This window comes from Cupriavidus sp. PET2-C1 (assembly GCF_054515855.1).
On record NZ_CM137259.1, the window covers coordinates 3,561,555 to 3,580,265 of the forward strand.

The 18,711-nt window shown below is 65.1% G+C and carries 14 protein-coding genes; 5 read left to right on the forward strand and 9 right to left on the reverse strand.

The genetic code is table 11. The features are described from left to right. Nucleotides 1-1,054: 1,054 nt before the first annotated feature. The 4 genes from radC to nadB all read left to right on the forward strand — a co-directional run bounded on the left by radC (nt 1,055) and on the right by nadB (nt 4,164). On the forward strand, nt 1,055-1,729 hold the full coding sequence (radC, locus tag ACX12D_RS16040) for a RadC family protein (RefSeq protein ID WP_459371901.1): 675 nt from the start codon (nt 1,055-1,057) through the stop codon (nt 1,727-1,729). Between the two features lie 200 nt (nt 1,730-1,929). After that, entirely contained in the window at nt 1,930-2,163 is a 234-nt protein-coding gene (gene rpmB, locus ACX12D_RS16045) for a 50S ribosomal protein L28 (RefSeq protein WP_006157507.1), read from the forward strand. Between the two features lie 13 nt (nt 2,164-2,176). Then, a complete protein-coding gene (rpmG, locus tag ACX12D_RS16050; RefSeq protein ID WP_006157508.1) occupies nt 2,177-2,347 on the forward strand; it encodes a 50S ribosomal protein L33 in 171 nt (56 codons plus the stop codon). A gap of 218 nt (nt 2,348-2,565) precedes the next feature. Further along, nucleotides 2,566-4,164, forward strand: a complete 1,599-nt coding sequence (nadB, locus tag ACX12D_RS16055) for an L-aspartate oxidase (RefSeq protein WP_459371902.1) — start codon at nt 2,566-2,568, stop codon at nt 4,162-4,164. Between the two features lie 72 nt (nt 4,165-4,236). Here nadB and nadC read toward each other — a convergent pair whose 3' ends face one another. From nadC to purN, 8 genes are all read right to left on the reverse strand, one after another. Continuing rightward, a complete protein-coding gene (nadC, locus tag ACX12D_RS16060) occupies nt 4,237-5,133 on the reverse strand; it encodes a carboxylating nicotinate-nucleotide diphosphorylase (RefSeq protein WP_459371903.1) in 897 nt (298 codons plus the stop codon). Continuing rightward, complete coding sequence (gene nadA / locus ACX12D_RS16065) at nt 5,130-6,281, reverse strand: quinolinate synthase NadA (protein WP_459371904.1); 1,152 nt, start codon at nt 6,279-6,281, stop codon at nt 5,130-5,132. The genes nadC and nadA overlap by 4 nt, the downstream gene beginning before the upstream one ends. Before the next feature lie 169 nt (nt 6,282-6,450). Continuing rightward, nucleotides 6,451-7,641, reverse strand: a complete 1,191-nt coding sequence (locus ACX12D_RS16070; RefSeq protein WP_459371905.1) for a DesA family fatty acid desaturase — start codon at nt 7,639-7,641, stop codon at nt 6,451-6,453. A 399-nt stretch (nt 7,642-8,040) separates the two neighbouring features. Continuing rightward, on the reverse strand, nt 8,041-9,444 hold the full coding sequence (locus ACX12D_RS16075) for a mechanosensitive ion channel family protein (protein WP_459371906.1): 1,404 nt from the start codon (nt 9,442-9,444) through the stop codon (nt 8,041-8,043). A gap of 280 nt (nt 9,445-9,724) precedes the next feature. Then, on the reverse strand, nt 9,725-11,476 hold the full coding sequence (locus ACX12D_RS16080; protein ID WP_459371907.1) for a serine aminopeptidase domain-containing protein: 1,752 nt from the start codon (nt 11,474-11,476) through the stop codon (nt 9,725-9,727). After that, on the reverse strand, nt 11,473-13,128 hold the full coding sequence (locus ACX12D_RS16085; protein WP_459371908.1) for an amino acid adenylation domain-containing protein: 1,656 nt from the start codon (nt 13,126-13,128) through the stop codon (nt 11,473-11,475). Before ACX12D_RS16085 ends, ACX12D_RS16080 begins: the two co-directional genes overlap by 4 nt. Before the next feature lie 643 nt (nt 13,129-13,771). Further along, entirely contained in the window at nt 13,772-15,178 is a 1,407-nt protein-coding gene (locus ACX12D_RS16090) for an RsmB/NOP family class I SAM-dependent RNA methyltransferase (RefSeq protein WP_441636600.1), read from the reverse strand. Then, on the reverse strand, nt 15,175-15,831 hold the full coding sequence (gene purN / locus ACX12D_RS16095; RefSeq protein WP_459371909.1) for a phosphoribosylglycinamide formyltransferase: 657 nt from the start codon (nt 15,829-15,831) through the stop codon (nt 15,175-15,177). The genes ACX12D_RS16090 and purN overlap by 4 nt, the downstream gene beginning before the upstream one ends. Nucleotides 15,832-16,072: 241 nt before the next feature. Here purN and ACX12D_RS16100 point away from each other — a divergent pair, with 241 nt between their 5' ends. Continuing rightward, nucleotides 16,073-16,732, forward strand: a complete 660-nt coding sequence (locus tag ACX12D_RS16100; protein WP_459371910.1) for a response regulator — start codon at nt 16,073-16,075, stop codon at nt 16,730-16,732. Nucleotides 16,733-16,835: 103 nt separating this feature from the next. On the opposite strand, the gene ACX12D_RS16105 is transcribed toward ACX12D_RS16100, so the two are convergent. Then, complete coding sequence (locus ACX12D_RS16105; protein ID WP_441636594.1) at nt 16,836-18,665, reverse strand: hybrid sensor histidine kinase/response regulator; 1,830 nt, start codon at nt 18,663-18,665, stop codon at nt 16,836-16,838. Nucleotides 18,666-18,711 lie beyond the last annotated feature (46 nt).

Here is an 18,711-nt window from a genome sequence, read left to right on the forward strand (position 1 = left end):
CCGCTTTCGCGTGGGATGATGTCTCAACCCCTATCCGGACCATTACAGCCCGGCGTTCGCTTTTTCCAACCTCCCATACCCGCACAGTCAACAGCGTTCCTTGCGGTTCGCCTGCCTTAGCCCTACTGCACTTTGGCAACCATACGGGCTTACCACGTTCCCTGCACGCTACAAGACCGGGTTAGGGCCTGCCTATTCGCCGATGGTCGTTTTGACGACGTGCCCCGAATGTTGAGCGGGACAACCGACCAAACACCTTTTGGTTAGTGCCTATCAGCAGCTTTGGCACTGCAATACTCACGACGTTTATCAGCAGTTCACTTACGTTGCCCATACCAGCCAGCCTAGCTCCTCAACCCCGTTCTGCTCGGAGTCTCTACTGCCCCGCCTCACGGCTGGACAGCACCCTTGCGGGGGCTACATTGTCAGGAAAGCTTCACACCCCACCGTTACCAGTGACGCGTGTCTCCCTAGGCTACTGCTAGTCGCATAGCAGGTTCTCTATCTGGACATCCTCACGGACCGACCAGATCGAACCATAGCGTGCAGAGCTTTCGCTCCGCTCGATTCCTGCCTGCCAGTCCCAACGGACCGGACCTACAAATGCTATCGCCTTGTGGGCGAATGGCATCCGCCCACTGGCGTTTCGACGACCCATTCGGGCCGATTTCAAGAAACAATGTGTCGAAATCCGACACGAATTCAACGCCAAACAGACCCCATACTGCGGGTTGGATGGAACTTCCCGCCAATGGCGGGAAACAACCATCGGGGGGTGCTGACCGGTAAGCCAGCCTTGCAGAACAATGCCCAAGGGACGAACCCATGGGTATCAGCAGGTGCTAGCGGCGTCAGCTATGGTGGGCTGCGTTTCGCTAACTATTGAAGGACATCATGGGCCGGAAAACCGCCTGCCCACTGCCTTCTAGGGTCGATGCGTCTAACGCGACGCTTACGGACACGAGTGTGCGTGTCGCACCAACAACCCGTATTGTAAGCGACTCGACCGAGCGCCGCCTTGTCCGCGGTGCCATTGTTCCGAGGGGATCGTGCCATGCGCATTACCGATTGGCCCAGCAACGAGCGGCCACGCGAGAAACTGCTGAGCGGCGGGGCCGCCACGCTCTCAGACGCCGAACTGCTTGCCGTGTTCCTGCGCGTGGGTGTGGCGGGAAAAAGTGCAGTCGACATCGCCCGGGAGCTGCTGAACGATTTCGGCACGCTCAGCAGCCTGTTTGCGGCGGACGTCGGGCAACTGGCACGCGTCAAGGGCGTTGGCAGCGCCAAGTACGCGCAGTTGCAAGCGGCCCGCGAGCTGACCCGGCGCGCGCTGGGCGAGCAGCTGCAACTGCCCGGGGCACTGGATTCCCCCACGGCGGTGCGCGACTACCTGCGCCTGTCACTGGCGGGACTGACCTACGAAGCGTTCCTGTGCCTGTTCCTGGACGTGCGCAACCGCCTGCTCGCCAGCGAGGAGCTGTTTCGCGGCACGCTGACCCAAACCAGCGTCTATCCGCGCGAAGTTGCCCGCAAGGCACTTGCGTATAACGCCGCGGCGGTCATCGTGGCGCACAACCACCCGTCGGGGAACACCACGCCCAGCGCCGCCGACCTCACCATGACCCGCGCGCTGTCCCGCTCCCTGGCCCTGATCGACGTGCAAGTTCTTGACCATTTCATCGTCGCAGGTAGTAACATCCACTCCTTCGCCGAACACGGCCAGCTGTGATGCAAGATGCGATGCGTGTTGTGATGCGCACCGCACGGATGCACACCCCTGAACGGTAAACGAGAGAAGGCATTGATTCACCAGTGCTTTCCGGTCTATAATGCTCGTTTGCTGAAGTCTCAACCGCTGCAGTCCGGGCCAGCGCGCCTTTTGTTGATCTGTTGCGAACATTGTCCACGTAGAAGAGTTAGGAGTGCTTCATGGCACGCGTCTGTCAAGTGACCGGGAAAGCGCCGATGGTCGGCAACAACGTTTCCCACGCAAACAACAAGACCAAGCGTCGTTTTCTGCCCAACCTGCAGAATCGTCGTTTCTTTGTTGAATCGGAAAACCGCTGGGTGAGCCTGCGCGTCTCGAACGCCGGCCTGCGCCTGATCGACAAGAAAGGCATCGACACCGTGCTCGTGGATCTGCGCGCACGTGGCGAAGTCTAATTAGGAGCACATCATGGCCAGCAAGGGCGGACGCGATAAAATCAAGTTGGAGTCGACTGCAGGTACGGGTCACTTCTACACGACCACCAAGAACAAGCGCACGATGCCGGAAAAGATGGAGATCATGAAGTTCGATCCCGTCGCCCGCAAGCACGTGTCGTACAAGGAAACCAAGATCAAGTAATTGATCCTGTCTTCCGCATGCCGATCGCGCGGCATGTCTGTAGAAACCCCGCTCACGCGGGGTTTTTGCTTTTCCGGGCAGCATGCGCCGCATTGCGCGGCCAACGCCTCTCGGCACCCGGCTCACGCATGGCTTGCCTGCCCACGCAAGCACGCTGGCGGTGTACACTTTCCAGCTTTCCTGCCTCCCGACCGCGCGCCGCGCGCGTCTCTCGCACCATGAACTTCGATGTCGCCATTGTCGGCAGCGGACTGGCCGGTCTGACGGTCGCGCTGCAACTGGCCGACACCCATCGGGTTGTCATCATTTGCAAACGTGCCATGACGCAAGGCGCCAGTGACTGGGCCCAAGGCGGCATTGCCGCGGTCCTGGACTCAGGCGACAGCCACGATGAGCACACGCAGGACACCTTGGTGGCAGGTGCTGGCCTTTGCGATGACAGCGCCACGCGCTATATCGTCGAGCACGGGCGCGAAGCGATCCAGTGGCTGATCGACCGCGGCGTGCCGTTCACCCGCGATGACCAGGCGGAACTCGGCTACCACCTCACGCGTGAAGGCGGCCATAGCCGCCGGCGCATCATCCACGCGGCGGACGCCACCGGCCATGCCGTCGTGTCCACGTTGAGCGAGCAGGCGCGCCAGCACCCCAATATCACGATCATCGAGGACCACTTCGCGGTGGACCTGATCACCTCGAGCAAGCTTGGCCTGCCGGGCAACCGCTGTTACGGCCTCTACGTGCTGGAAGACGCCAGTGGCGAAGTGCGGACCATTACCGCCACCCACACCGTGCTGGCGACAGGCGGCGCGGGCAAGGTCTATCTCTACACCACCAACCCCGACACCGCCACCGGCGATGGCATCGCCATGGCCTGGCGTGCGGGCTGCCGGGTGTCGAACATGGAGTTCATCCAGTTCCACCCGACCTGCCTGTATCACCCCTACGCCAAGTCTTTCCTGATTTCGGAAGCGGTACGTGGCGAAGGCGGCCTGCTGAAGCTGCCCGACGGCACCCGCTTCATGCCAGAGCACGACGAACGCGCCGAACTGGCTCCGCGCGACGTGGTGGCGCGCGCAATCGACTTCGAGATGAAGAAGCGCGGCCTGGATTACGTGCATCTGGACATCAGCCACCAGCCCGAATCCTTCCTGCGCGAGCACTTCCCGACCATTCACGCAAGGTGCCTGGAACTTGGCATCGACATCGCCCGCGAGCCCATCCCCGTGGTACCGGCGGCGCACTATACCTGTGGCGGCGTGGTCACCGACACCGCGGGCCGCACCGATCTGGCCAATCTTTATGCCGTAGGCGAGACCGGCTGCACGGGCCTGCACGGCGCCAACCGCCTGGCCTCCAATTCGCTGCTCGAATGCATGGTGATCGGGCGCGCGGCAGCCCTCGACATTGCCGGCCAGGATAAGGCCGGCCAACCGGACATCGCCCTGCCCCAGTGGGATGAAAGCCGGGTTGCGGATGCCGACGAGGAAGTCGTGGTCTCGCACAACTGGGACGAGCTGCGCCGCATGATGTGGAATTACGTGGGCATCGTGCGCACCAGCAAGCGGCTCGAGCGCGCCCAGCACCGCATCACCCTGCTGCGCGAGGAGATCGCGGAGTACTACGCCAACTTCCGTGTCACCCGCGACCTGCTGGAGCTGCGCAACCTGGTGGAAGTCGCCTCGTTGATCGTGGATAGCGCGTATTCGCGCCACGAAAGCCGTGGTTTGCATTTCAGCCGTGACTATCCCGAGACGTTGCCGAAGGCGCTGCCCACGGTGATGCAGCCGGTGTTCAAGCGGGAACGGGTGAAGTAGGCCCGCGCCTGGATCTCGCCATGAAAAAAGCGCGCCTTGGGCGCGCTTTTTTCATGCTCCGACCGATCCCGATTATTCGATGATCCGCAACGAATAATCCGTCGCGCGCACGTCCTTGGTTAGCGCCCCCACCGAGATCCGGTCCACACCGGTCTCCGCAAAAGCACGGATCGTGTCTGCATTGACCCCGCCCGAGACCTCCAGCAAGGCACGCCCAGCGTTGATACGCACGGCATCGCGCATCATCGCCTCGGTAAAGTTATCGATCAGGATCGATTTTGCGCCAGCCGCCAATGCCTCTTCCAGCTCGGCCAGGCTTTCCACCTCGACCTGGACCGACACACCAGCATCCAGCGCGGCGGCTGCCTGCATGGCGGCGGTGATGCTGCCGGCCGCGGCAATGTGGTTTTCCTTGATCAGGATGCCGTCATACAACGCCAGGCGCTGGTTGTCGCCACCGCCGACCCTGACCGCGTACTTCTGCGCCAGGCGCAGGCCCGGCAACGTCTTGCGGGTATCGAGCACGCGCGCCCGGGTACCTTCGACCAGGTCGGCATAGCGGCGCGTGGCAGTCGCCACGCCGGACAACAACTGCAGGAAATTCAGCGACGGCCGCTCCGCGGTCAGCAGCGAACGAGCCGGGCCGGTGATCTCGCAGACCACCGAGTCCGGCGCCATGCGGGCACCCTCGGCCTGCTTCCAGACGACCTGTAGCGCGGGATCGACCGCGCGCATGCACGCCTCGAACCACGGCTGGCCGCACAGCACGGCTTGCTCGCGCACGATCACGCGTGCCCGCGCCGGCTTGCCGGCGGGCACCAGCATGCCGGTCAAGTCGCCGCCGCCGACATCTTCGGCAATGGCGGCGCTGACATTGGCCTGGAGCGCCTCGGCGAGCGCCGGGCCATAGCTGTCGAAAATAGCGTTGACGTTCGAATTCACGGAGTTCAGGTTTGGATTGCTGCTCATGCCGGGCCGATTCCCTTGAACAAGGCCTGCTCGCTGGCCAGGTCGGCCTTGGGCCGCACATTGGCCTTCTGCTGCGCGGCGAAGTCGAGCATGCGGTCGATGCAGGTCACGGCCTGGCGGCCGATATCCGCGTCGACATGGATTTCGTTATGACCCTTCTCCAGCACTTCAGCCAGATTGGTCAGTGCATTCATCGCCATCCAGGGGCAGTGCGCGCAACTCTTGCAGGTCGCGCTGTTGCCGGCAGTGGGGGCTTCGATGAAATGCTTGTCGGGTGCGGCCAGGCGCATCTTGTGCAGGATGCCGTTGTCGGTCGCAACGATGAACTCGCGCGCGTCCAGCTCCTTTACCGCCGCGATCAGTTGCGAAGTCGAGCCCACCACATCGGCCTGCTCAACCACATTGGCCGGCGACTCCGGATGCACCAGAATCTTGGCATTGGGAAACTCCCGGCGCAGCAGGTCAAGCTCGATGCCCTTGAACTCGTCGTGCACCAGGCAGGAACCCTGCCACAAGAGCATGTCGGCGCCGGTCTGCTTCTGGATATAGCCGCCCAGGTGCTTGTCCGGGGCCCACAGGATCTTTTCGCCGCGCGCGTGCAGGTGCTCGACGATCTTCAGGCCAATGCTCGAGGTCACCATCCAGTCGGCGCGCGCCTTCACGGCGGCGCTGGTGTTGGCATAGACCACCACCGTGCGATCGGGATGCGCGTCGCAGAACGCGGCGAATTCGTCGGACGGGCAGCCCAGGTCAAGCGAGCAGGTTGCGTCCAGGTCGGGCATCAGCACGGTCTTTTCCGGGCTGAGGATCTTTGCGGTCTCGCCCATGAATCGGACCCCCGCCACCACCAGCGTCTTGGCCGGATGATCGCGGCCAAAGCGCGCCATCTCCAGCGAGTCCGACACGCAGCCGCCGGTTTCCTCGGCCAGGTCCTGCAGGTCGGAATCCACGTAATAGTGCGCGACAAGCACCGCATTGCGTTGTTTCAGCAGGGTCTTGATGCGCGCTTTGAGCGCCGTGCGCTCCTGTGCCGACAGCACGGGAGGCACTTTGGCCCAGGCGTGGGCGACACAGCTGCCGCCTTCGGGGGACTCCGTCGAGAGGTTCGGCTTTTCGAACTCGACGGCTTTGATCGTTTGGGGGGTCATCTCCGATACTCCTCTTGGACAGCGTGCCTCGGAATTCCGCTTGGTATCCGCTTGTCGCCGCTGGCCCTGATATTGGGGGAGTTTAGCGAAAACAAAAGCCCCGCCAGAGGCGGGGCTTTTGGGCGAGCTAAATTGTATCAGGCCACGCCAGCTCGGGCATCAGCCCGCATCAGGCATAACGGCGCAGGCGCAGCGAGAAATCGTGCAGTGCCTGGATGCCGCTGGCCTCGGCGCGGTGGCACCAGGCCTGCAGCTGCGCCAGCAGCTGTTCGCGCGTCAGGTTGGAGCGGCCCCAGATCGCGGCCAGCTCGCGGCGCATTTCCACGAAGGTATGCAGCGACTTGTTCTGCTCCACGATGCTGGCCAGTTGCTGGCGCTGCGGATCGGCCAGCTTGGCTTCTTCGCGGTGGAACCACTTGCGAGCCGGCTTGAGGCTGCTGTACTCGGCCACGCGGGCTTCCTTCAGCTTTTCCAGTTCCTGCTTGTAGGCGCTCTTGACCGCCTTGGCATAGCGCGCCATCACATCATAGCGATTGGCAATGATGGCTTCCAGCGTGTTGTGGTCAACCGGGCGGGCATCCACCAGGCGCGCCTTCGGCGGGGTCTTCTTGACCTTGGCCAGGCCAACAGCCTGCATGGCGCGGATGTAGCCCCAGCCGATGTCGAACTCGTACCACTTGATCGAGAACTTGGCCGACGTCGGGTAGGTGTGGTGGTTGTTGTGCAGTTCTTCGCCGCCGATGATGATGCCCCACGGCGAGACATTGGTCGAAGCGTCCTCGCAATCGTAATTGCGATAACCCCACCAGTGGCCCAGGCCATTGATGATGCCGGCGGCGTGGATCGGGATCCACAGCATCTGCACGGCCCACACGCTCAGGCCGATCACGCCGAACAGGGCGACGTCGATGATCAGCATCAGGCCAACGCCTTGCCAGCCAAAGCGCGAGTAGACATTGCGCTCGACCCAGTCATTGGGCGTGCCATGACCGAACTTGGTGATGGTTTCCTTGTTCTTGGACTCGGCGCGATACAGCTCCGCGCCTTCCAGCAGCACCTTGCGGATGCCGCGGGTCTGCGGGCTGTGGGGATCGTCTTCGGTCTCGCACTTGGCGTGGTGCTTGCGGTGAATGGCGGTCCACTCTTTGGTGACCATGCCGGTGGTCAGCCACAGCCAGCCACGGAAGAAATGCGAAACGATAGGGTGCAGATCCAGCGACCGGTGCGCCATGCAGCGGTGCAGGTAGATGGTGACGCCCGCGATGGTGATGTGCGTCACCACGAGGGTGTAGATCACGATCTCCCACCAGGACCAGTTGGCGAGGCCATTAGCGGCCCAGTCAAGAATAGTGTCGAACAAACTGTTCTCCGTCGATTAAACAGGGGCATTCAGTGCGGCACGACAGGGCGAGCCGCAAACAAAGTGCAGAAAAAGGACTGCAAATTCAATGATTGCGTCATACGGCACCTGCCTGAAACCCCGGCATTCGCCGGAGCCCCCAAGGCACGCGCGCCTGGCGCCATGGGCAAAACTGCTGCCTGCCGGCGGACTGGACACGAGCCGCTGCAATCTGGCGGCTGTCTGGTGTGGGGCGGGAGGTCGAACAAACTCACCCGAACGAAACGTGCTTTCCGAATGAACCCGCAACTACCCTGGATTCTACCGGAACCGCATCGCACGGACATCCGCTTTTTCCCTCAGTTTGACGCTAAGCAACACGGATTGTTCCATAAGGTGGCCTAAACGCCCCGTGAACGCTCAGAATGCCAATCCCCTGCGGACACCCGGCAAATCGAGTTGTGCCCCTTGCACTTCTTTTACGGGGCCAGCATTGCTGTCGACTTCCACTTTCCCCAGCACCCGCACCTCTCGCTGCGGATACGGGATCGAGATGCCATGCTCCTTGAACTTCCGCCATATCGCCCGGTTCATCGCCGATTGCACGCTCAGCTTACCATTCTGAGGATCGGCGATATAGCCGGCAAGCTCGTATTCGATGCCATTGTCGCCGAACAACACCAGAAATGCCGACGGGCCCGGCTGCGGCATCAAGCGCGGGATATCCTGGGCGGCCTCTACGAGCAAGGCGAGCACCACTTCAGGATCCGCCGCGTAATCGGCCTGCACACGTGTCGCCACGCGCACATGGGTATTGGAGAACGAATGGTTCTGCACCGCCTGCGCCACCAGCTGCTCGTTCGGCACCAGGGTTTCGCCATCGCCGTTGCGCACCACGGTGTACCGCGTCCGGATCTGAGAAACGATCCCCGTGTACTTGTCGACGGTGATCTGGTCGCCCAGCTTGACCGACCGGTCCAGCAGGATGATGAATCCGGAGATGTAGTTGCTGGCGATCTTTTGCAAGCCCAGCCCCAGGCCAACGCCCAGCGCGCCACCGAACACGGACAGCACGGTGAGGTCGATGCCGACCAGCGACAGGCTCAGCAGCAGGGACACGAGCAGCAGCAGCGCCTTTGAAATCCGGCTCAGGACCACCTTCAGGTTGCTATCCAGCCCGGCCGACCGCATCAGGCGCTCTTCCAGCCATGAGCCGAACCACATCGCCACCAGGACGGTGACCAGGATCCAGACGATGGCCACCAGCGTGTCCGCCAGGCTGATCTTCTGCTTGCCGCCCAGCGAAAAACGGATGCCGTCCATCCAATTCACCACATCCCACAGCAAACCCAGCACATAAAGCGCCATCGCCGCCCAAACCAGGGTCGTCAGCACTTTTTCGACCAGTAGCAGCATGCCATGCAACTGGCCATTGCCCGACATGACGCGACGCAGGATGTAGAAGGCGAAATACAGGAAGGTAATGCCGGAAAGGGGCACCAATGCGAGCCGTAGCACGCTGATGGACATCATCGGCTCCAGCCCGAAGCGCGCACCCATCACCAGCAGCCAGCCGAACAACGGGAACATGGCGCGTTCCAGGCTGGCGGCGGCGAAACGCAGGGAGAAGCTGGATCCGGCGTAGCGGGCTTCGAGGCGCTTGACGATCAGTCTGGCCAATGGCCAGGCCACCGCCAGGCAAGCGGCGAGGACCGCCAATTGCCAGATGAAGCCAGGGCCACCCGCGTCGCGGATCAGATCATCGAGCATCTTGCCAAAGGCCGGATGCGCAACATGGAGTTCGTTCAAGGAAATGGGATTCATGCTCTGCCGTGGCTGGCAGGGTCCATCCGGTCAGGATCGGCGGTCCCTGGCAAGGTAAGCGGGACACTGCATGCGTGTTACTGCATGCCCCGCGGCCAAAAAGTCAGCCATTCTAGCCGCCCTGCTCCGCACGGCGCAGGATTGGCGCCGGGCCTGCCGGGCCTGCCGGGCCTGCCGGGCCTGCCGGGCCTGCCGGGCCTGCCGGGCCTGCCGGGCCTGCCGGGCAAACGGGCAAACGGGCAAACGGGCAAGCGGGCCTATGCGCCGACGCCGAGCACTGTCAGCCGCACGTTCGCCGGCAACCCGGGGGGCGACGCCACGGCTCGGCAATGCGTTGCAGCCGATCCCGAAGGTCCGCCCCGGGATGCAAGGGGCCGCATAACAGGTCGACGCAATAGTCGATCACCCGCGCCCGCCCGGGCGGGTTGAGCATGCCGTGGTCCAGGCCATCGATGGTCTCGATCTGCAACTGCGAGAAGCCGGCGAGGCCGGCCAGCGTCGGCCCGAAGAACCGCGCCAGCTCGAAAGGCCCGGGATCGTCCGGCCCGAACAGCAGGCGCAGCGCCGTGCCGCGCGCGTCGAGCGACTGGAGCAAGCCCTCGATCTCCTGCTGCTCGTGCGCGGCAGGCTTGGGCAGGACCGATGCCGCATCGATGCCGGGTGCGCCCTCTTCTGCCGTGGGTGCGCTGCGGCCATGGATCAGCCACCGGGGCCGGGTAAAGGTCTCCCGGCGCAGCAAGCGCTGCAGGTTGACCAGCACGGCGCCCACCACGCCCGGGTGCGCGCCCGCGGCGTGCAAGCTGACATTGGCGCCGTAGCTCACGCCGAAAGCCACCACCTCGCGATGGCCGTGAGCAAGCAGCCAGTCGCAGGCAGCGACAGCATCGCGGTACCCCTCCGGATCGGCCGGCACCGCCGCGATGGCCTGCGCGCCAACCGATGCGTCCCCGATGCCCCGCACATCGATGCGAAACGAGGCAACACCGCGTGCCGCCAGCCGGCGCGCCAGCATGACCCCGCAACGGCCGGCACCGACGTGATGCGTGCCGCCGGAATTGTTGATCAGCACGGCCGGCCGCTCGATGCGCGGCCCGCGCGGCTCGCACAACATGCCGAACAGGCCCTGGCCAAAGCGCACCGGCGTTTCCGCCCACTCGCCGGCGCGCAGGCACGAAACCGTCCCCGCTGCCATCGCGCGGCCAGCCGGAGCGGGCTCGCCAACTGGCGCCGCTGACGCCATGGCGGCAATCCAGCCGGCCACCTCCGCGAAGGTCGCGTCCGGCGGCGTGCCATGCAACGGGTCCTGCAGCCAGTCGATCAGGTCAGGGAAAGGCAACATCCGCACCTGCGCGCCCAGCGTGCCGTAGTGGCGCGCCAGCGGGGCCATCTGAGGCTCGCCGCCCGCGATCAGGATTTGTGGGGCGGGGGCGCACGGCGCATTGATCAGGTCGATGCCGCCAAGGCCATCGATCGCGGCATCGGTGAAATGGATGCCCAGGATGTCCATGCCCGATTGCTGGCCAGCGCCAGGCACCGGCCCCGGCTCCGGCTCCACAGCGCGGCAAGCAAGCGAGCGCCAGGTCTGCGCGATCATCTTCATCTCCCGCACCAGCAGCCTGCCGCTCGCCACGGGCGCGAGCAGGGCCAGCGCATCGACGCGCCGCCCGGCCACGCCGCGCCCGGCAGCCAGTGCCGCCAGCAAGGCGCCCCCGCGCACGCCCAGCAGCACGAGTTCCTGGGCACCGGACAAGCGCCTGAGCAACTTGCCAGCAGCATCGATCCCTGCAAGCCAGGCGTCGACACAGGACGCGCCCGGCACGCCGGCATGGTCAAGGTCGGCGGAGTCACCGGTGCCTGGATAGTCGAACCTGAGCACAGGCACGCCCTGGGCCGCGAGCCGCTCCGCCAGCCGCGCCAGGCCGGCATGCGTCCACAAGGCTTCGTGCCCGATCGCATTGCACAGCAGTACCGCGCGCTGACCCTGGGCCGGGTGGTACCAGCCAAAACATCCGTCGAAATGCAGCGGCGTCATGGCGCAAACGCCTTGCGGCTCGCCTGCCGTGCATCCCCGCCACCAACGGCCAGGCGCTCGCAGCGCGCCTGCAACTGGCCGCGATCGATCTTGCCGTTCACGTTCATGGGAAGGCCGTCGAGGCTGACAATGCGATCCGGCTGCGCGTAGACGGGCAGGCTCTGCCTGCACGCCTGGCGGATCCGCGCCAGGCGCGCGCCGAGCTCGCCCGGCGAGGCGTCGCCCGGTGCCTGCACAAAGGCGACCAGCCCCATCGGCTTGCCGGCGTTATCCAGTGGCCACGCCAGCACGGCGCACTGCGCGCTGCCGCTGGCAGCCTGCACCACCTGCTCGATCTCCTGCAATTCCACGCGGTTGCCGCGAATCTTCACCTGCGTGTCGATGCGGCCGTGATAGAGGAAGCCGTCGGGGGATTCGGCCACGGCATCGCCGGTGCGGTACCAGCGGCTGCACGCCCGCTCGGGATAGGCGCGGGTAAAGAAGCGCTGCGCGTCGAGCGGGTTGGCACCGAGATAGCCCTTGGCAAGCTGCGCGCCGCCAATCAGCAGTTCACCCTGCGCACCGGGCGGCACCGGCGCAAGCGCATCGTCGACGATCATCAGCTCGACCCCGGAATATGGCTTGCCGAGCGGCACCGCGGGGCGCGACGCATCGGCAAGAAACGCCTCGGTCAGCTCGAAGGTGAGCATGATCACCGTCGCCTCGGTGGGTCCGTAGCCGTTGACGATGCGGGTGTTCGGCGCCGCCCGCGACCATGCCCGCGCCAGCGTCTTGGGCAAGGCCTCGCCCCCCATCAAGGTCATCCGCACGCTGGGAAACGCGCAAGGCGTGAGCTTGCGAAACTGCTGCATCAGCGCCAGCACGGAGGGCACGCTGGCCCAATGGGTAATCCTGTGCTCCTGGATAAAGCCGGCCAGGTAAAGCGGGTCTTGCAGCGCGGGCACATAAAGGCAGCCCCCGTTCGCCCAGCAGACGTGCATGTCATGTACCGAGAAATCGAAGGTGAGATCGGCGAACTGGCTGAAGCGCGCCCCGGGCTCGCATGGAAAGCGCTGCATCTGTGCGCTGACATAGGCCACGGCGCTGGCATGCGGGATCATCACACCCTTGGGCGGCCCGCTGGTACCGGAGGTGAAGATCAGGTAGGCAAGATCGTCTCCCGAGACGGCGGCAAGCTGGCCGGGCGGGTCATGCACGAAAGGCGCCGGAGGCAGCGGGGCAAAGCGCGCGCTGCCTCCCGGACACCCGGTTTCCGGCAGCGACTCCGGATCCAGGAGGACGATGTGCAAATCCGGGGGCAGCAACGGCATCAGCGCCTCAAGCTGCGGTGCGCATGCGTGATCGACCAGCATCACCCGCGCACCCGAGCGCTCGACAATGGCGGCGTTGCGTGCCAAGGGGAATTTGGGGTGCAACGGCACGTAGGCCATGCCCGCCGCGAGCACGCCGAGCAGACCGGTGTACGCCGAGACGCTGCGGTGCGCGAACAGGACGCAGTTGCGGCGCCCGTCCCCTGCATACGCCGCCAGCGCGGCACTCACGCGGCCCGCGCGTGCGCGCAGTTCCTCGTAAGCGTAAAAGCGGCCGTCGACCCACAAGGCGTGGTCGCCGGGCTGCCGCGCAGCTGTATCGAAGAAGAATGAATGCAACATCCCGCCTCCCAACCGAGCGGGCCGCCCCCCGTTGCGGGACCGGCGCGCTCTGAAACCCCATCCGAAAATTGTGCCGGCGCCGAGCCACCCGGCACGGTTGCGCGCCGATGTGCTTGCCTGGCGCGTGTTGTCTTGCCAACTTAGACGGCATTACCCGACAAGACAAGTTGCACCGCTTTAAATGTATTGAACTTGAGATCTTTTTCCATTCGTGCGAATGGGGGATGCGAATGGAGGCGGACTGCGCTCCACGATGGCGGCCTTCACGTAGCCGGGAGCGGGTGTGCGCCGGCCAGCCTTGCGCTGGCAACGTTCATGGCCGGTTTCCCCGCACCGTCGCGCGCCCTTGCGGGGTCCGTCCGCGCGCCACAATGGATGACGGGCCGCCCAGAAGGCTTAGTTCATCAAGCGCCGCGTATCTGGTATTGGCACGCACCGGACATCCTCGCGGCGTGCGCGCCGGACGAGCGGCGCAGGCGCAATGCGTGACGGCAGGGATCGCGGATGGGAAAGATCGTGGATGGGAAAGAAAGCGAGAACGGGAGAGGCGGCCGGGGCCGAACGGCCCCAGCGCGGAAACATTGCCAGTCGGCTGGCACCACGGGGATGCCTCCCCGGGCGCAGCCGACTGACCGATCGGGCCTTAGCTGACGCGCTCCAGCACGGCGGCGAAGAAGCCGTCGGTCTGGTGCAGGTGCGGGTAAAGCGCCAGCATCTCGGCATCTTCCGGCAAGCCGGGCACCGTGATCTTTTGCTCGGCCAGCACCTGTGCGGCGGGCACCAGGCGGAAGGCCGGGTGCGAGGCCAGGAAACCGCGCACGATGCCTTCGTTCTCGGCCTCCAGCACGCTGCAGGTTGCGTAGACTACGCGCCCGCCGACCTTTACCAGGCGCGCGGCGGACTCGAGAATGGCCGCCTGCTTGACGGTCAGCTCCAGCACCGATTGCGGCGACTGGCGCCACTTCAGGTCCGGATTGCGCCGCAGCGTGCCCAGGCCGCTGCAAGGCGCATCCACCAGCACGCGGTCGATCTTGCCGGCCAGGCGCTTGATCTTGGCGTCGTGCTCGGAGTCGATCAGCACGGGGTGCACATTGGACAATCCGCTGCGCGCCAGGCGCGGCTTGAGGTTGGACAGGCGCTTCTCGGACACGTCGAATGCATAGAGGCGGCCGGTGGAGCGCATCAGCGCGCCCAGGGCGAGCGTCTTGCCGCCCGCGCCCGCGCAGAAATCGACCACCATCTCGCCGCGCTTGGGCGCGACCAGGTTGCACAGCAGCTGGCTGCCTTCATCCTGCACTTCGACCAGGCCGTTGACGAACAGCGGCAGCTGGTTGAGCGCCGGCTTGCCGGCCAGGCGGATGCCGGACGGCGCCATCGGCGTCAACTCGGCCTTCAGCCCCGCGGTGGTCAGTTCGGCCAGCGCGGCCTCCTGCGTGGTCTTGACCAGGTTGGCACGCAGGTCCAGCGGCGCCGGGCGCAGCCAGGCATCGCCCAGCGCTTCGACAAAGGCTTCGTCGTGGCGCGCGGCCAGCTGGTCGAACAGCCATTCGGGCAGGTTGGCGCGCACGCGCGGCGCCAGGCTGGAACGCTCGATCGTGGTCAGGCGATCGAGCCATTCGCCCTCTTCCGGCAGCAAGAACGGCGTCAGTACGTCGCGGCCCAGCGTGGCGGCCAGGCCCAGCAAGGCCAGGCGGCGCTGCGAAGCACCCGTGCCGCTGGCGGCGAACTGCGCAAACTCCACGCGCCGGCGCAGCACGGCAAACACGGCTTCGGCGATGATGCCGCGCTCGCGATGGCCCAGCTTGGGGTTTTCGCGGAAGTAGTAGCTCACCACCACGTCGGACGGACGCGTGAACATCAGCACCTTGCCCAGCAGGCGGTCGATATGCTGGATATGGACAGCATGCAGGCCGCCATGCGGACCGCGGCCTTGCTGCGGGGCCTGGCCCTCGTTCGCATCGCGCGAGCGCGACAGGCGGATGGGCGTGCCCTTGTGATCCTTGTTCTTGTTGCGGACGGGCTGGCGGGCCCCTGCGGTATTGCGGCTCATGACTGCACCTCCGTAGCGGCAGCAAAGGCCGTAAACAGCTGGGATTCGGGTGGTTCGACCCGGACTACGCCGGCATGCACTTGCAGCCGGCCTTCGACATACCAGCGCACAGCGCGCGGGTAGATAACGTGTTCGCACGGCAACAGGCGCGTGGCCAGGCTCTCGGGCGTGTCGTCCGGCAGCACGTCAAGCGCGGCCTGGACGATGACGGGGCCGTGATCGAGCTCGGGCGTGACGAAATGCACGCTGGCGCCGTGGACCTTGACGCCCGCCTCAATGGCTTGCCGGTGCGTATGCAGCCCCGGAAAGCACGGCAGCAGCGACGGATGGATATTCAGCATGCGCCCGGCGTACTTGTCGACAAAGCCCGGCGTCAGGATACGCATGAATCCGGCCAGGACCACCAGGTCCGGCGCGAAAGCGTCGATGGCAGCGGCGAGCGCGGCATCAAAAGTGGCGCGATCATCATAAAGCTTGTGGTCCACCACGCCGGTAGCCACGCCGTGGTCGGCGGCATATTTCAGACCTTCGGCGTCTGGCCGGTTGGACAAGACCGCCGCTACGCGCGCCGGCCAGCCCTCGGCGGCGCAGGCGCTGACGATGGCTTCCATATTGGAGCCTCGCCCGGAAATCAGGATAACGATATTTTTCATCGCGCAATTCTACCAAGTCGGGGCCAGTACACGACCAAAGCGAGCGCATTAGGCACTTAAAACACGCGAAACCCTCGCCACAGCGCCATTTCGCATGGCCTATACGCAACGTGAACCCGCGTGCGGTGGATTGTGACGCCTCGCCCGCTCTGCTAGAGTGGCTGCTATCGTCCACGCGCAGTCCGTTAACACGGCTTCAAGTGACAACAAGGACGAACTGGGAAATTAGACGGGAAATCGCATGTCGAACGCTGCACCGACCTTGTTGGTGGTCGATGATCATCCTATGGCCTTGTCTGGCACAACCGCGTTTTTGGCGGAAGTGATGCCCGACATCGCCGTCCATGCTGCAGGAAGCGCCAAAGAAGCGTTGAATACCTTGCAGCAAGGACTCAGGCCTGACATCGTGCTGCTGGATATCTGGCTGACCGATGGTACCGGCTTCGACGCCATGCAGGCGCTCAAGACACTGGTACCTTCCGCTCGCTTTATTTTTATGTCGGCCGAGGCTACGCCTGAGATCGTGGGCCGCGCGCGCGCGCTCGCGGCCTGTGGCTTCGTCGGCAAGCACCTGGACGCCAACGCCTTCACCGCCGCCGTGCGCAAGGTGCTGGCCGGCGACACCTCCTTCCCGTCGGACGAAGCGCTCAGCGGCCGTGCTCAATCCTTCGGGCCCGCGCACGGTATTCCGGTCACGCCGGCGGAACTGGGCCTGACCCCGCGCCAGGGCTCGGTGCTGGCGCTGGTGCTGGAAGGCCTGCCCAACAAGGTCATCGCGCGCCGGCTGGGCCTGACGGAAAACACCGTCAAGGAACACGTCTCGGCCATCCTGCAGCGACTCGGCGTGCGCACCCGCATGCAGGTCATGTCGCGCATGGAGCGATTCCGCCTGCGCCAGTAACGCGCACCGGCGACGCCAGCGGCTCACGCTGACTGGGCAGGCGGCAAATAAAAAATGGGCCAGCGCGTCATGCGCCGGCCCATTTTCTTTATGCCTTCGCCGCTCAGGCGGGCCGCAGCCAGCGCCGCAGCAACAGTCTCAGCGCAGCCGGGTCGACCGGCTTGGGCAGCACGAAGTAGCCTGCCTCCTCGGCCGCTGCCAGCGCGGCGGATTTCAGGTCGCCCGACAAGAGCGCGCTGCGCGCCTGCGGCTGCGTGTTCTGCCAGCGTTCCAGCAGGTCCAGTCCGTTTTCGCTGCCAGGCAGGCGCAGGTCGCAGAAGATGATGTCCGGCTTGAGTCCCTGGAGGAACAGGCGGTCGGCATCCGCACCGTGCGCGGCGCAGGCTACCTGGATGCCCCACGCCTCCATCAGCGCAATCCATGCCTTGCGGATCTGGGTGTCGTCGTCGACCACCAGCACGGTGCCACGCAGGTGGTCGGGCTTGGCATCCTCGGCCTGCGCGTTGGCCCGCACGGTACGGATGGTTGCCACGGTCTCGGCCGCCACCGGCGCCAGCGAGAACCAGAACACCGATCCCCGGCCCGGCACGGAGCGCACGCCGTAGGTGCCGCGCATCAGCCGTACGCATTCCTTGAAGATCGCCAGCCCGAGTCCCAGGCCCTGGGACGGGTCGCGCTGCGGGTTGTGCACCTGGTAATACGGCGAGAAGATGTCCGGCAGATGCTCGGGCGTAATCCCGGCTCCGGTGTCCCACACCTCCACGCGGATATGCTTGCGGCGCTCGCGCGCGGTCACCAGCACGCCGCCGCGCCGGGTATAGCGCAGGGCGTTCTGCACAAGATTGAACAGCGCGCGGCGCAGCAGCACCGGCTCGGCCATGGCGTACAGCTCTTCGGGCACGCGCGGGGTCAGGGTCAGGCCGCTTTCTCGCGCGTCGGCGGCGAACTGGCTCATGACCTCGCTGATCAGATGGCTGAGCTCGCACGGCTCCAGCGTGGGCAGCACTTTGCGGCCCTCGAGCTTGGACAGGTCCAGCAGCGAGCGGAACAGCAGGTCGATGGTCTGGGTGCCGGCGGCCACCTGCTCCACCAGCGGATGGAGCGAGGATGACTTGTTGCGGGCGCGCAGCGCCTCCACCAGCATCACCAGCGCATGCACCGGCTGGCGAAGGTCATGGCTGGCGGCGGCCAGGAAGCGCGACTTTTCCTCGCTGGCATGCAGCGCCCTCTCCTTCTCCTCCTGGAATTGCTTGGCCAGCCTGCGGCTGTCGCTTTCCAGCTGGATGGCCCGCACCAGCGTGCGCTGCAGGTTCAGCGCATGGCGCGTGAGCATGATGGCGTACACCACCAGCAGCAATTGCACGTAGGTGCCATGGCCCGGGAAGGCGTACTCGGCCAGCAGGATATTGGGTACCAGGATCGGGATGCCGGCGTAGACCAGGTTGGAGGGCACCGGCGACTGCGCGGTAACGCCGCCCGCCAGCACGCCAAGCGCCAGCAGGTACAGCACGCTGGAAAAAACGGTGGAGCCGGTATAGAGATGCAGCAGCGCGGAGCTGCCCCAGGTCAGGCCGGTCAGGAAGGCCATCGCGCGCATATTGGCCCACCATTTGCGCGTGTGCGCCGAGCGGCTCATGGTGGCGCAGTCGCGCAGGTAGCCGAAGTAGAACCAGCTGGTGGCCGCGGTCAGCACCAGCATGACGCCGCACCAGCCCACCAGGGCACTGTGATCGGCGGCCGACCAGAAGGCGATCGCGGTCAATGCCGGAAGCACCACCGAGGCGACGATGGCGGTGGGGGAGACGCGATGGATGGTCGCCAGCAGCTTGGCCCGCGTTTCGGTATCGAGCGGAGGCCCTGGCGGCGGCAGGATTCGGTTTAGCAGCGCGTTCAAGGGAGGGCTGGGGGCAGCGAGTGCGATCCGCCGTATCATGCCGCCTTTTGGGGCACAACGCCATGACAATGGGTCGATCCGTGCA

Bases quoted from the DNA above. Each gene is read 5' to 3' on its own strand.
- radC (WP_459371901.1), top strand. From the start codon at position 1,055: ATGCGCATTACCGATTGGCCCAGCAACGAGCGGCCACGCGAGAAACTG.
- rpmB (WP_006157507.1), top strand. From the start codon at position 1,930: ATGGCACGCGTCTGTCAAGTGACCGGGAAAGCGCCGATGGTCGGCAAC.
- rpmG (WP_006157508.1), top strand. From the start codon at position 2,177: ATGGCCAGCAAGGGCGGACGCGATAAAATCAAGTTGGAGTCGACTGCA.
- nadB (WP_459371902.1), top strand. From the start codon at position 2,566: ATGAACTTCGATGTCGCCATTGTCGGCAGCGGACTGGCCGGTCTGACG.
- nadC (WP_459371903.1), bottom strand. From the start codon at position 5,133: ATGAGCAGCAATCCAAACCTGAACTCCGTGAATTCGAACGTCAACGCT.
- nadA (WP_459371904.1), bottom strand. From the start codon at position 6,281: ATGACCCCCCAAACGATCAAAGCCGTCGAGTTCGAAAAGCCGAACCTC.
- ACX12D_RS16075 (WP_459371906.1), bottom strand. From the start codon at position 9,444: ATGAATCCCATTTCCTTGAACGAACTCCATGTTGCGCATCCGGCCTTT.
- ACX12D_RS16080 (WP_459371907.1), bottom strand. From the start codon at position 11,476: ATGACGCCGCTGCATTTCGACGGATGTTTTGGCTGGTACCACCCGGCC.
- ACX12D_RS16085 (WP_459371908.1), bottom strand. From the start codon at position 13,128: ATGTTGCATTCATTCTTCTTCGATACAGCTGCGCGGCAGCCCGGCGAC.
- ACX12D_RS16090 (WP_441636600.1), bottom strand. From the start codon at position 15,178: ATGAGCCGCAATACCGCAGGGGCCCGCCAGCCCGTCCGCAACAAGAAC.
- purN (WP_459371909.1), bottom strand. From the start codon at position 15,831: ATGAAAAATATCGTTATCCTGATTTCCGGGCGAGGCTCCAATATGGAA.
- ACX12D_RS16100 (WP_459371910.1), top strand. From the start codon at position 16,073: ATGTCGAACGCTGCACCGACCTTGTTGGTGGTCGATGATCATCCTATG.
- ACX12D_RS16105 (WP_441636594.1), bottom strand. From the start codon at position 18,665: ATGATACGGCGGATCGCACTCGCTGCCCCCAGCCCTCCCTTGAACGCG.